This window comes from Corallococcus sp. CA041A, assembly GCF_003612075.1.
Taxonomy (GTDB): Bacteria; Myxococcota; Myxococcia; order Myxococcales; family Myxococcaceae; genus Corallococcus; species Corallococcus exiguus.
This window is the reverse complement of the sequence record NZ_RAWF01000021.1, coordinates 1-12,628: the sequence shown is the minus strand read 5'-3', so window position 1 is coordinate 12,628 and position 12,628 is coordinate 1. Positions and strand designations below refer to the sequence as shown.

At 70.0% G+C, this 12,628-nt stretch carries 10 protein-coding genes; 9 read left to right on the top strand and 1 reads right to left on the bottom strand.

Features of this window, described 5'->3' with window-relative positions:
* Positions 1-301: 301 nt before the first annotated feature.
* The 9 genes from D7V77_RS06375 (at position 302) to D7V77_RS06335 (ending at position 11,968) form a co-directional block, all read left to right on the top strand.
* Positions 302-1,906 carry an MBL fold metallo-hydrolase gene (locus tag D7V77_RS06375; RefSeq protein ID WP_120575380.1) on the top strand — a complete coding sequence of 535 codons (1,605 nt, stop codon included), beginning with the start codon at positions 302-304 and terminating at the stop codon, positions 1,904-1,906.
* An 86-nt stretch (positions 1,907-1,992) separates the two neighbouring features.
* On the top strand, positions 1,993-3,000 hold the full coding sequence (locus tag D7V77_RS06370) for a CPBP family intramembrane glutamic endopeptidase (RefSeq protein WP_158624347.1): 1,008 nt from the start codon (positions 1,993-1,995) through the stop codon (positions 2,998-3,000).
* A gap of 76 nt (positions 3,001-3,076) precedes the next feature.
* Positions 3,077-3,556: a hypothetical protein gene (locus tag D7V77_RS06365; protein WP_120575378.1), complete on the top strand. Its 480-nt coding sequence runs from the start codon at positions 3,077-3,079 to the stop codon at positions 3,554-3,556.
* A gap of 154 nt (positions 3,557-3,710) precedes the next feature.
* Entirely contained in the window at positions 3,711-4,808 is a 1,098-nt protein-coding gene (locus D7V77_RS06360; RefSeq protein WP_120575377.1) for a 6-phosphofructokinase, read from the top strand.
* A 23-nt stretch (positions 4,809-4,831) separates the two neighbouring features.
* Positions 4,832-6,811 carry a serine/threonine-protein kinase gene (locus tag D7V77_RS06355; RefSeq protein WP_120575376.1) on the top strand — a complete coding sequence of 660 codons (1,980 nt, stop codon included), beginning with the start codon at positions 4,832-4,834 and terminating at the stop codon, positions 6,809-6,811.
* The gene (locus tag D7V77_RS06350) at positions 6,808-7,806 is read left to right on the top strand and encodes a hypothetical protein (protein ID WP_120575375.1); all 999 of its coding nucleotides are present in this window, start codon (positions 6,808-6,810) and stop codon (positions 7,804-7,806) included. Before D7V77_RS06355 ends, D7V77_RS06350 begins: the two co-directional genes overlap by 4 nt.
* A 22-nt stretch (positions 7,807-7,828) precedes the next feature.
* Positions 7,829-9,730, top strand: coding sequence for a sigma 54-interacting transcriptional regulator (locus tag D7V77_RS06345; protein ID WP_120575374.1), 1,902 nt, complete (start codon positions 7,829-7,831; stop codon positions 9,728-9,730).
* 19 nt (positions 9,731-9,749) lie between these two features.
* The gene (locus tag D7V77_RS06340; protein ID WP_120575373.1) at positions 9,750-10,334 is read left to right on the top strand and encodes a hypothetical protein; all 585 of its coding nucleotides are present in this window, start codon (positions 9,750-9,752) and stop codon (positions 10,332-10,334) included.
* Complete coding sequence (locus D7V77_RS06335) at positions 10,331-11,968, top strand: carboxypeptidase regulatory-like domain-containing protein (RefSeq protein WP_169819990.1); 1,638 nt, start codon at positions 10,331-10,333, stop codon at positions 11,966-11,968. Before D7V77_RS06340 ends, D7V77_RS06335 begins: the two co-directional genes overlap by 4 nt.
* An 8-nt stretch (positions 11,969-11,976) precedes the next feature.
* Here the strand turns inward: D7V77_RS06335 and D7V77_RS06330 are convergent, their stop codons facing one another.
* The gene (locus D7V77_RS06330) at positions 11,977-12,486 is read right to left on the bottom strand and encodes a hypothetical protein (protein WP_169819991.1); all 510 of its coding nucleotides are present in this window, start codon (positions 12,484-12,486) and stop codon (positions 11,977-11,979) included.
* Positions 12,487-12,628 lie beyond the last annotated feature (142 nt).

Sequence of the window (12,628 nt, the reverse complement as noted above, 5' to 3'; positions counted from 1 at the left end):
GTGGAAAGCCGGAGATCACCGCAAAGGCTTCAGTGGGCCGACTTCCTGTGCGACGTCCACGCACGATGTGCGTGACACAGGCGCCCTTGCAATGTGTCCGGGGGAGCAGAACTGGATACGAGAATACCACTAGGAATGGGTTCTACCGAACTTGAACAATTTGCTCGAATCGCTCACATTCGCTCGTCAGCCCTGCTTCCTGGTCTTCAGTACTCACTCCGCCCTCCCTTGACTCCGCGCGTTCCCTTCTGGGAACCGCCGTGAATCGAGTCCGGGTGCGGGGACTCCCCGATCGCACACCATGACTGCTCCCCTGTATCGCCTCGCGGACGCCACTCTCGTTGAACCGCTCGTCCAGGACTTCCAGGCCTGGTGGATGACGGTGGCGCCCATGCCCGCGAGCCTGCATCTGCAGGCCTACCTGTTGCCGCTGCTGAAGGCCTACCTGCAGACGCCGGACTTCCACGCGAAGGCGGCGAAGGATCCGGAGCTGAGCGGCAGCTCCTTCGTGGGCATCGCGCCGGAGCGCGCGGAAGAGGTACGGGCGCTCATGCAGCGGATGACCACCGCGCAGGAGGACAACATCAAGCTGGCGGAGGCGTTCGACGAGTTCCAGACGCAGCTGCTGGCGGAGGCCAAGGGCCAGTCCCTGGAGCCGCTGTACGCGCGGCTGCCGGACGTGCTCAAGGGCAAGGTGGAGCTGGTCTACGACTACGTGAACCGCCCGTCGATGCGCGTGCACGAAGGCCTGCTGTACCGCGGCCCTCACCACAAGACGGAGCTCCAGTCGATGCGGCTGCGCCGGCTGAAGGCGGACGCGGAGCGCGACTCGCTGCTCACCACGCCGCGCCTGATGGAGGCGGGGCAGCTGGACTGGAAGGTGCCGTTCCACGACGAGCGCCTGGACAAGCTCTTCAGCCTGGACGTGGAGCCCAAGCCGCTGGAGTGGATCCGCGACCTGCTGGGCGACGCGGTGAAGTCCGACGCGGACCTGATGCCCCTGCTCACGGAGGCGCCGCAGACCCTTCCGGAGACCTGGAGCGGGCCGGGGGTGCGCATCCGCTACGTGGGCCACGCGTGCGTGCTGGTGGAGTGGAAGGGCACGTCCATCCTCATCGACGCGGTGGTGCCGGTGCGGCCGGAGAAGGTGGCGGTCCCGCTGGAGCGCATGTCCTTCGCCGACCTGCCCCGCCGCATCGACTACGTGGTCATCACCCACAGCCACCCGGATCACCTGGACATCGAAACGCTGCTGCGCCTGCGCCACCGCATCGGCACGCTGATGGTGCCGCGCGCGAGCGGCGCCCTGGCGGGTGACTACTCGCCGCGGCTGCTGGGCAAGGCGCTCGGCTTCAAGAACGTGCTGGAGCCCTACTTCTACGAATCCCTGCCCATCCCGGACGGCGAGATCATCGCCGCGCCGTTCATGGGCGAGCACGGCGACGTGGCCCACGCCAAGTCCGCGTGGATCATCCGCACCGGCGAGGAGCGCCTGTTCTTCGCCGCCGACTCCATGTGCGTGGACGAGACGACGTACCGCGACCTGCGCAGCACGGTGGGCGATCTGCACACGGTCTTCATGAACACGGAGATCGTCGGCGCGCCGCACACGTGGATGCTGGAGGGCTTCTTCCCCAAGAAGCGCGACCGCAAGCTGGAGAAGAACCGCCGGTGCCGCGGCAGCAACTCCGCCGAAGGCCTGCGCCTGCTGGAGCTGGTGGGCGCGAAGCGGATCTTCAACTACGCCATGGGCCTGGAGCCCTGGATGGAGCACATCATCGGGCCCGCCGCCACGCCGGAGACGCCCCGCATGAAGGAGTCGGATCTGCTGCTCACCACCGCTCGCGAGCGCGGCCTCCAGGCCGAACGACTCGAGGGCGCGCGGCAGGTCCACCTCAAGGGCTGATTCGCACGCGGGCGCAGGGCGGCCTGGCCGCCCTCCCCTCGTACGTAGGGCTCGACGGGACGGGCCCAACCGGTATGCTCCGGAACATGAGGAATCCCCGGAAAGAAACCCTCACGTTCATCGCGGTGACGCTCGCGGTGAGCTGGACGATGGCCGTGGCGTTCATCGCTGGCGGCGAGAAGTCCGTGTGGCTGATGCGCTGGATGATGTGCGTTCCGGGCATTGTCGGCCTTGCGTGCTCGTGGTTCTTCCGTCGCGAGCCGCCTTCCGCGGTGGGCTTCTCCTTCCCCGGCTGGAAGTGGTGGTTCCTGGGGCTGGCGTTGCCGCTGGCGTACGGCGCTGTCATCGCGCCGCTGGCCTACGCGATCCGGTTCGCGACCGGGGACGCGTCCTTCATCACGTTCCAGCCGCAGCTGCTCAAGGGTCCGTTCGGAGTGACGGGCCTGGAGACGGTGCCGGTGATGATCCTCCTGTTCTGGGCGCTGACGGTGACGTGGTGGCTGGCCGCCGCGTCCGTGCGCTGGCGCTGGGTGGAGAAGCTGGGCGCGAAGCTGCCCGAGCGCTGGCGCTGGCTGCGGTTCGGCCTGGCCGCGCTGGTGTGGGGGCCCGTCGTGGGTTTCGGTGTCCCCAGCGAATTGGGTGAAGAGGTGGGCTGGCGCGGGACGCTGGTGCGCTGGTGGATGCACCGGCCGGCGCTGGCCGCGGCCATCACCATGCCGGTGTGGGCCGCGTTCCACCTGCCCCTCATCTTCTCCTCCACGCAGCGCGGGCACGTGGGGCAGAACGTGACGTTCCTCCTGTCCATCGCCGTGGCCGCGGTGGTGTTCGCGCAGCTCTACATGGCGTCGCGTTCCATCTGGCCGCCCGCCCTCTTCCACATCAGCTGGAACATCATCAACCCGCTGCTCTTCGGCAGCGTCTACAACGGCCGGCCGGGGCTCTTCGGCGGTCAGGTCTGGGTCTTCAACGGCGAGGGCGTCTTCGGGCTCCTGCTCCACGGGCTGGTGGCCGTGTGGCTCTTCCGCCATTGGAAGCGGAGCGCCCGGACCACGGAAAGCGCGGTATTGCCGGAGTCGTCCGCCACGCCTGCCTGAGGCCTTGCGGCCCGGCGAGCGCTGGCTTTTCCGCATGTGACATCCCGGGTGGGCAACAGTTACTCTCCCGCGCGAGATGACCCCTGCCGTCCGGGCCGACATGGAAGCACGTGCCGACCGCGCCCTGCGCCGGGGCGAGCTGGCGGAGGCGTTCGAGCTCTTCGAGCACCTCCTGGCCGCCTTTCCGCGCGAAGAGAGCCTGGCCGCCAGGCTGGCCCAGCTGCGCGACAGCCTCCAGCCGGAGGAGCTGCAGCACCTGAAGAACCGCGTGCGCGAACCCCAGCGCCTCCCGCTGGGCCCGCCGTCGCCCATGCAGGAGGGCGAGCGACTCTTCACGTTGGGTGACTATGTGGGCGCCGCCGCCGCGTACCGCCGGGCACTTCAGGAGCGCCCCGGCAACGAACTGGTGCTGGAGCGGCTGGAGGAGCTGTACCGGATGGCCCGCGAGATGCCCGTGCAGTCCCCCACGGACCGGGCCCTTCCGCCACAGAAGGAGGATCGCCTCCAGGCCCTCCTGGACCGGCTGGCCTCCCGGCGTCGCCTCAAGCGCGACTGAGGGGCCGCCCCCGCGTCCCGGCGAGCGCGGATCCGACGCAACCGCTGATTCGCGCGTTGCACCCCCCTGGGGTGGCACCTACAATCCGCACCGACGTTGCTGTCATAGTGCCGCCCGTTCCTACTGACACCCGCGTCCGACTTCCTACGATCCTATGGCTCGACCTCTTCGACTCGGCGTCCTCACCGGCGGTGGCGACTGCCCGGGACTCAATGCGCTCATCCGTGGCCTCGTCCGTCGAGGCGTGCACGAGTTCGGCCACTCGTTCGTCGGCATCGAGAATGGCTACATGGGCCTGGTGGAGCCGGAGCTCGTCCGCCCGCTCGGTGTGGAGGACACGCGCGGCATCCTGCCCAAGGGCGGCACCATCCTCGGCACGTCCAACAAGGCGAACCCGTTCTCCTACCCGGTGCGTGAGGGTGATGCCTGGGTGGATCGGGACGTGTCGGATTCGGTCCTGCGCCGCTGCGAGGAGTTGCGGCTGGACGGACTGGTCGCGATTGGCGGGGACGGCACGCTGTCCATCGCGCACCAGCTGGCGGAGAAGGGGCTGAAGGTCGTCGGGTGTCCGAAGACCATCGACAACGACTTGTCCGGCACGGACCAGACGTTCGGGTTCGACACCGCGCGGCTCATCGTCACGGAGGCGCTGGACCGGCTGCACTCCACCGCGGAGGCGCATGACCGCGTGATGGTGGTGGAGATCATGGGCCGCCACGCGGGCTTCCTCACGCTGGAGAGCGGCATCGCTGGCGGCGCGGACCTCATCCTCATCCCGGAGATTCCGTACCGCGTGGAGTCCATGCTGGAGACGCTGAAGCGGCGGGCCACGCGGCGGCGCAGCTTCTCCATCATCGCCATCTCCGAAGGCGCGTATCCGGAGGGTGGCGCGCTGTCCGTGCTGGCGGAGGCCGCGGACATCCCGGGGCGGGGCGTGGTGCGGCTGGGCGGCTCCGGCAAGGTGTGCGCGGATCTGCTGGCGAGCCACATCGCGGCGGAGATCCGCGTCACCGTGCTGGGCCACCTGCAGCGCGGCGGCAGCCCGAGCGCGGCGGACCGGGTGCTGGCCACGCGCTACGGATGCAAGGTACTGGACCTGGTGCGGGACAACCAGTGGGGGCACATGGTGGCGCTTCGGAACAACGAAGTCGTTCCCGTGCCGCTGAGTGAGTCTCGCAAGGAGCGACGCGTGGACGTCCAGGGAGACCTGGTGCGGTTCGCGCGGAGCATGGGCATCGGGTTCGGGGACTGAGGGGAGAGCGCGCACCGCACGCCATGACGCTCGTCGGCCGCCATATCGGTCGCTATCGCATCCTGGAGGAGCTGGGCTCCGGGGGCATGAGCGTCGTGTACAAGGGCCTGGACACGGCCCTTGACCGCGAGGTCGCGGTGAAGGTGCTGCACCCGCACCTGGCCGGCAAGGACGAGTCGCGCCGCCGCCTGGCGCGCGAGGCCCGCGCGGTGGCGAAGCTGCACCACCCCAACATCCTGGAGGTGTTCGACTTCTCCTCGGCGGAGGCGCACGACGCCTTCATCGTCACCGAGTACATCCGGGGCCGGACGCTCAAGACGTACCTGGATGAAGGCCCGCTGGAGCCGCCGGAGCTGGCGGCGATGATCATCCACGAGCTGGCGGCGGCGCTGGCGCACGCGCACGAAGCGGGCGTCATCCACCGCGACCTGAAGCCGGAGAACGTCATGGTGCGCGAGGACGGGGTCCTCAAGCTCATGGACTTCGGCATCGCGCGGCTGCTGGACATCGAGGACCGGATGACGGTGACGGGCGCGCTGGTGGGTTCGCCCGCGCACATGTCGCCGGAGATCATCGAGGGCCTGGAGGCCGGGCCTGAGGCGGACGTCTTCAGCCTGGGGATCATGTTCTACGCGCTGATGACGGGCCGCCTGCCCTTCACCGCGTCGAACACCACGGCGACGCTCAAGCGCATCCTGGACGGGGCGTATGAAGACCCTCGCCGCCGCGTGCCCGCGCTGTCGGATGAACTGGCGGAGATCTGCGCGACGTGCCTCCAGCGCGACCCGGCGCGGCGCTACCCGAACGCGGGGAAGCTGCGCGACGCGCTGGCGGATGCGCTCGCGGGGCTGGGCTTCTCCCGCGTGGGCGAGGAGCTGATTTCGTTCTTCGCGGATCCGCCGTCGTACCAGCGGCTCGCGCGCCAGCGCATCGTCGCGGCGCTGCTGGAGCGTGGGGAGCGGCAGCTGGCGGAGAAGCGGACGCCGCGCGCACTGGCGTGTCTCAACCACGTGCTCGCGCTGGACGCGACGAATGAACGGGCGCTGGGGTTGCTCAAGGGCATCCAGCGTCAGCAGCGGCGGCGCACGTGGCGCAGGCGCGGCATCCGCGCGGGCATCGCGGCGGGCGTGGCGCTCGCGTTGGGGGTGGGCGGCTGGCAGCTGTTCCGGATGAACGCGAGCGCGCCCGAGACGCCGAAGGTGCAGACGACGGATCCGCGCACCGAGGGCTCGAAGGCCTCGGGTTCCCAGCTCACGGCTGGCGGAACGACGGGCGCCTCCACGGGCACGCAAGGCACGGGCGCGGTCCAAGGCTCGCAGGGCACGGGCGGCACGGCGGGTTCGCCCGATCGCACGGGCACCCCTCAGGGCACGCAGGCCACGGGCTCGCGACCCAACGGTGCGCAGGGCTCGGGTGGCACGGGCACGCCTGGCCGGGATACCGACCTCAACCCTCGCGTCCCCTCCCCTCCAGATCGCACGTCCTCGCGCCCCACGGTGGTCGCCAGCCTCGACCCGCAGGACGACTCCAAGCCCGCGCGCAACGGCAAGCTCCCCGTGTCCATCCTCGTGCGCCCCTACGGCTCCATCCGCGTGGACGGCGGCCCCGCGGGCACGAAGCAGCTCGCGCAGCACGACGTGCAGCTGTCCCCTGGCGAGCACACCGTCATCGTCTCCTGCGACTACTGCGAGGACGCCACGGAGACCATCGACGTGAAGCCGGACCGCGAGAACGTCTTCCGCCTGCGCGCCTTGCTGAAGGCCTCGCAGCTGGCCATGGACTACCAGCCGCCGGACGCCACCGTGCGCGTGGGCGACGTGGAGCGCGCCGCGAACGACAGCCTCCAGCACCCCTTCGACATCCGCTCCCCCCGAGGCCCCGCCAGCTTCCAGCACCGCGTGGAGGTGGAGATCTCCTCCCCCGGCTACAAGACCGAGAAGCGCGTCGTCCTGCTGGAGCCCGGCAAGCCCACCACCCTGCGCGGGAGCCTGGCGCCCGAATGAGCCGAGGCCCGCTGCTTCTCGTCGTCCTCCTGCTGGCCGCCCTGCTCGGCCCCGCGTCCGCGCGCGCCCAGGCGCCCATGGGCGCGGATCCGGAGGTCGCCGCGCTGCGCTCGTCGTTCGAATACGGCAAGTACGCGGAGGTGCTGGAGCGCGCGGGCCAGCGCATCGACCGGGGCGACCTGCCGGAGGAGGACCTGGTGGAGCTGCACAAGCTCGCGGGCCTGTCCGCCTTCAACCTCAACAAGACGGACGACGCCGAGCGCCACCTGCGCGCCGTGCTCCGGTTGGATCCCGACTTCAGCCTGGACCCCTTCGTCGTCCCGCCCCCGGCCGTCGCCTACTTCGAGGACCTCAAGAACCAGATGTCCGGCGAGCGCGATTTCCTTCGGCAGGAGCAGCGCCTGCGCCTGGAGCGAGAGAAGACCGAACAGGAGCGCCGGGAACAGGAGCGCGTCGCCCTGGAGACGCAGCGCCGCCGCGCGGAGGAGCTGGCCCGTCAGGTCACCGTGCGCACCGTGGAGAAGCACAACTTCCTGGTCAACTTCGTCCCCTTCGGCGCCGGCCAGTTCCAGCAGGGCCGCAACGGCATGGGCATCGCCTTCGCCGCGACGGAAGGCGTGCTGGCCATCACCAGCATCATCGCGTTCTTCGCGTACGATTCGCTCTTCGAGGAGCGGCTCATCAACCTGGACAACGTGCTGGACGAGGACGGCCGCGCGTCCATTCCGGTGCGCTACATCCCCACGGACCGCGCCCGGCAGGCGGACACCTGGCAGCTGCTCAAGCTCGCGTCCGCCACCGGCTTCTACACCGTCTACACCCTGGGCGTGGTGGACGCCGTCTACCACCACGAGGACCAGGTGGTGAGCAGCACCACCGTCGAGTCCCGCCCCGAACCGAAGCCCTCTCCTACCGTCTCCCAGGCCGCGCCGCCGCGCGTGCGGCTGTACTCCACCAAGGGTGGGCTGGGCGCCGGCTTCTCTCTCACGTTCTAGCCCCGAACCCCAAAGTCCGCCCATGGCCAGCCTCACCGTTCGCACCCCCGATGGAAAGGTCCGCACGGTCTCCCTGCTCAAGCGCATCACCAGCCTGGGGCGGGGATCCGACAACGACGTGCCACTGGAGGACGCCAGCGTCCCCTCCAACGCCCTGCACGTCACCTTCGACGGCTCCCGCTACGAAGTCGGCAGCCTGGGCGCCACCTTCCACGTCAACGGCAAGCGGCGCGACAATCACGCGCTCGCCACCGGTGACGTGGTCAAGGTTGGCGGCACCGAGCTGACCTTCTCCCGCGAGGATGCCCCCCGCGAGCCCGTGCGCCGCGAGGTGCCCGAGCGGGAGGTGTCCCTCCTCCCCTCCGCCGCCACCGCCTCGTCTGATTCGCACACGGCGGAGCTGCCCGGCGTGGTGGGCCGCGAGCTGGTGCTGCTCAAGCGGCTCACCGCGTTCAGCGAGCGGCTCTTCGGCAGCTACGACGTGGACCGCATCCTGGAGAGCCTGCTGGACGAGGCCATCGAGGTCACCCGCGCCGACAAGGGCTTCCTCATCCTGATGGAGAGCGGCGAGCCGCGCGTGAAGGCCGCGCGCAACGTGGCCCGGGAGAACATCGAGGACGCGGTGGAGAAGCTGTCCGACTCCATCATCGCCAAGGTGGTGAAGGACCAGAAGGCCATCATCGTCGCGGACGCGCTGGACGCGCCGGAGTTCAAGGCCAGCGAGTCCGTGGTGAACCTCAAGGTCCACTCCGTCATGTGCGTGCCGGTGATGCACAAGGGCGACCTGTTCGGCGTGCTCTACGTGGGCAACGATCGACTGGTGAACCGCTTCGAGCCCAAGAGCATGGACATGCTCACCGTGTTCGCGGCGCAGGCGTCCCTGCTCTTGCAGAACGCGCTGCTCGTGAACGACCTCAAGCTCGACAACACGGAGCTGCGCCGCAAGCTGGAGGACCAGCGCTACGGCGACATCGTGGGCGCGTGCCAGGGCATGCGGGACGTGTACAAGCGCATCGACAAGATCGCGCCCACGGACATCTCCGTGCTGATTACGGGAGAGACGGGCACGGGCAAGGAGCTCATCGCCCGGGAGGTCCACCGCCGCTCGCCGCGCACCAAGGGTCCGTTCATCACGGTGAACTGCGGCGCCATCCCGGAGAACCTGCTGGAGAGCGAGCTGTTCGGCCACGCCAAGGGCGCCTTCACCGGCGCGGTGGCCACGCGGCCCGGCAAGTTCCAGGCAGCCATCGGCGGCACGCTCTTCCTGGACGAGATCGGCGAGATGCCGCTCCAGCTCCAGGTGAAGCTGCTGCGCGCGCTCCAGGACAAGATTGTCTACAAGGTCGGTGAGAACCGCGGCGAGCCGGTGGACATCCGCGTGGTGGCCGCGACGAACAAGATTCTTGAAGACGAGGTGAAGCGGAACACGTTCCGCGAGGACCTCTACTACCGGCTCAACGTCGTCACCGTGAAGCTGCCGCCCCTGCGCGAGCGCGGCGAGGACGTCATCGTCCTGGGCCGCTTCTTCCTCCAGAAGTACGCGCGCGAGTTCAACTCCAAGGCGCGCGGCTTCACGCCCGCGGCCGCCGTGTCGATGAAGAAGTACGGCTGGCCGGGCAACATCCGGGAGCTGGAGAACCGCCTGAAGAAGGCGGTGGTGCTGGCGGACAAGCCGCTGCTCGGCGCGGACGACCTGGACCTCAAGCCGGAGAACCTGGAGCCCATCATGCCGCTGCTCCAGGCGAAGGAAGAGTTCCAGAAGCGTTACATCAACGAGGTCCTGGCCCGGAACAACGGCAACCGCACCAAGACGGCCAAGGACCTGGGGGTGGATCCCCGCACCATCTTCCGCCACCTGGAGAAACTGGAGGCGGAGAAGACGGGCGGTCCGCTTCCTCCCGAGGAGAACGAGGAACTGCTATAGCGTTCCTCCAAGCCACGCCATGCACCGTCACGCGACGCGACAGTCCCGGGGCATCCTCCAGCCGTTGGTGACGGCCCTGGGGCTCGCGGCGCTCGCGACGGGCTCCGGGTGCCTCATCCCCCAGGACGTGGCGCTGCTGGAGAGCCTGCCCGAGTTCAGGAACCGCCCGCCCCGCATCGTGGAGGAGCAGGTGGAGCCCTCCGAGCGCATCCTGCGCGCCTTCGGCGTGGGCAGCTGCACCCAGGACTTCAACGTGGTGGTGGAGGACCTGGACGTCGACGACCGCATCACCGTGGAGTGGTACGTGGACTACAACCCGTCCAACCCCACGGGCTACTACCGGCAGATCGTCCTCGCCAACACCGGCCAGCCCCGCCGTGACGACCGCGGCACGCTGCGCATGGACCTGCGCTCGGCCAACAACCCGCTGGCCCCGCCGGGCATCCACCTGATCGAGGCGTTCGTCACCGACCGGCACCTCACCAACCGCCAGCCGGATCCTCCGGACGAAGTCATCCTCGCGGACGGCGGCGTGGTGAAGAACCCGGGCTTCGTCACCTCGTACGCGTGGGTGGTGAACACCGTGGCGGGGGACTGCCAGTGAGGCGCGCGCTCCGGGCCCTGGCGCTGGCGCTCGGGCTGACCGGGGCCGGGTGCGGCTTCCTGGATGACGAGCCGCCCCCCGAGCAGCTGGTGTGCCGCTCCGACGCGGAGTGCGCAGCCGGCCAGGTGTGCTTCGTGGACGGCTGCGGCAACCCCGGCGGCGACATCGTCGTGGAGGTGCAGCCCCATCCCAAGGCGGGCCTGCTCGCGCAGGACTTCCCGGTGGACCGGCTGCGGGCGGAGCAGAACCTGGAGCTCTTCAGCCCCGTGCGCCTGACGGGCACCGTCACGAGCGGCACCACCGCCACGGAGGACGGTGGCACGGCGCCCGTCCCCTACCGCGCCCCCATCCACCTGCTGGCCACGGGCGACAGCCGCCTCATCCCGGGCGTGGCGCGGCGCTATGAGACGACGCTCACCCCGGACGACGGCGCGTGGGTGCTGCCCGTGGGCAGTGGCCAGTACACCGTGACGCTCACGCCGGTGGACCCGTCCCTGCCGCCGCTGTCGCGCGACGCCTTCGTGGACCCTTCCTCGGGCGGCATGGTGGCCTTCGACCTGCCCACCGCGTCGCGCGTGGTGACGGTGACGGGGACGCTGATGCTCCAGGGTTCGAAGCGGGTGGACGCGGACATGGAGGTGCAGGTGCTGGATGAGTCCCTGCGCCCGCTGTCCCAACGCGCCCGCGTGGCCCGCGACACGGGCGCGTTCCAGTTGGTGCTGGGCGCGGATGACGCAAGACGCGCCACGGTGCTCGTGCGCGCGACGCCCGTGAACGCCGGGGACCTGGTGCCCTGGAAGACCTTCGTGGTGGATCCGTCCACCATCCTCCCCATCCCGCTGGAGCTGGGCGACCCCGGCGCGGCCGTGACGGTGGAGGGCCGCGTGCTGGAGATGAACGGCCAGACGCCCATGGCCGGCGCGCGCGTGTCGCTCCAGGGCCGCGTGGCCGGCGGCGGCACCTTCAAGGGCGTGCCGGTGCTGACGGACGCGCAGGGGCGCTACCAGCTCACGTCCCTGCCCGGCGTCGCGGAGTCCCCGCTCACGCTGGTCATCGTCCCGCCGCCCAGCTCGTCCTCGCGTCTGACGCCCCAGCAGGTGGCGGTGGCGGCGGTGGACACGGTGCTGCCAGACGTGACGTGCCCGGAGCGCATGACGGTGGTGGGCAGCGTGAAGAACCCGGAGGGCACCGGCCCCGCATCGGGCGTGCGCGTCGTGGTGGAGCCGGTGGGGGCGCTCGAAGGCTATCCGCAGCCGCCCCTGGGCTTCGAGTCGCCCCTCACCACCAACAGCGACGGCAACTTCGCGCTGGCCCTGGACCCGGGCGAGTACCGGCTGGACTTCCTTCCTGGGGAGAACCTGCCGCGCGTCAGCCGCTTCGTCACCGTGCCGGCCGGCACCGCCGATTCAGAGGTGATGACGCTGGCGGCCTTCACGCTGTCACGGGGCCGTTCGTTGAGCGGCCGCATCACCCTGCCCCCAGACCCCGCGCTGGCGCCGGACGGAATCGGGGCGAACGCTTCCGTGCGCTTCTTCCGCGTGGTGACGGTGGGGGGACGGCCGGAGTCCATCCTGCTGGCGCAGACAGTGTCCGACAGCACGGGGCGCTACTCCACCGTGCTGCCCACGCGCTGAAGCCGTGACTACCGGCCGCTGTCCTTGCGGCGCGCGGTGTCGAAGGCGGCGTGCAGCGCGTCCACCGCGCCGCCCACCTCGCCCGCGTACTGCACCGCGTGGATGGTGTAGAGGTCCTGCACCCGCGTGAGGTGGCGGTACACCGAGCGCAGCTCCACGCGCGCCGGATCCCTCGACTCCAGGGCGCACTCGGACTCGGACTTGCGCACGCGCGTCAGCCAGTCCGTGCGGAAGCGCATCCACTCCTGGTCGACCTTACGGGCGGGGAGGACGTGCACGAGCTTCTCGCGCTCGGACTCCAGGTCCTTCCAGTGCGCGTCCGCGGCGTCCAGGCATTCGCGCACGGTGAGCGGTGGCGTCACGGCCGGGGGCCTCGCGGGCGTCATCGCCGCGACGGAGTGCCCCACGTTCCAGATCATCCACAGCGAGACCAGCGTGGCCAGCGTGATGTGGACCGCGTACGCGGCGCCACGGTAGCGGCGGAAGCGGGCGTCTTTCTGCGAGTCAGGAGCGGACACGGGGCCCAGGTCTTACGACCCTGGACCCCGGGTGGCAATGCTTCCCTTGCACACCGTCCGGAAGGCGAACCCTGCCCGGACGGCGGCGGTGTGGGGACTACGGACCCGCGGCGGGGGCGGCCACGGCCGGAGCGGCCTGGGG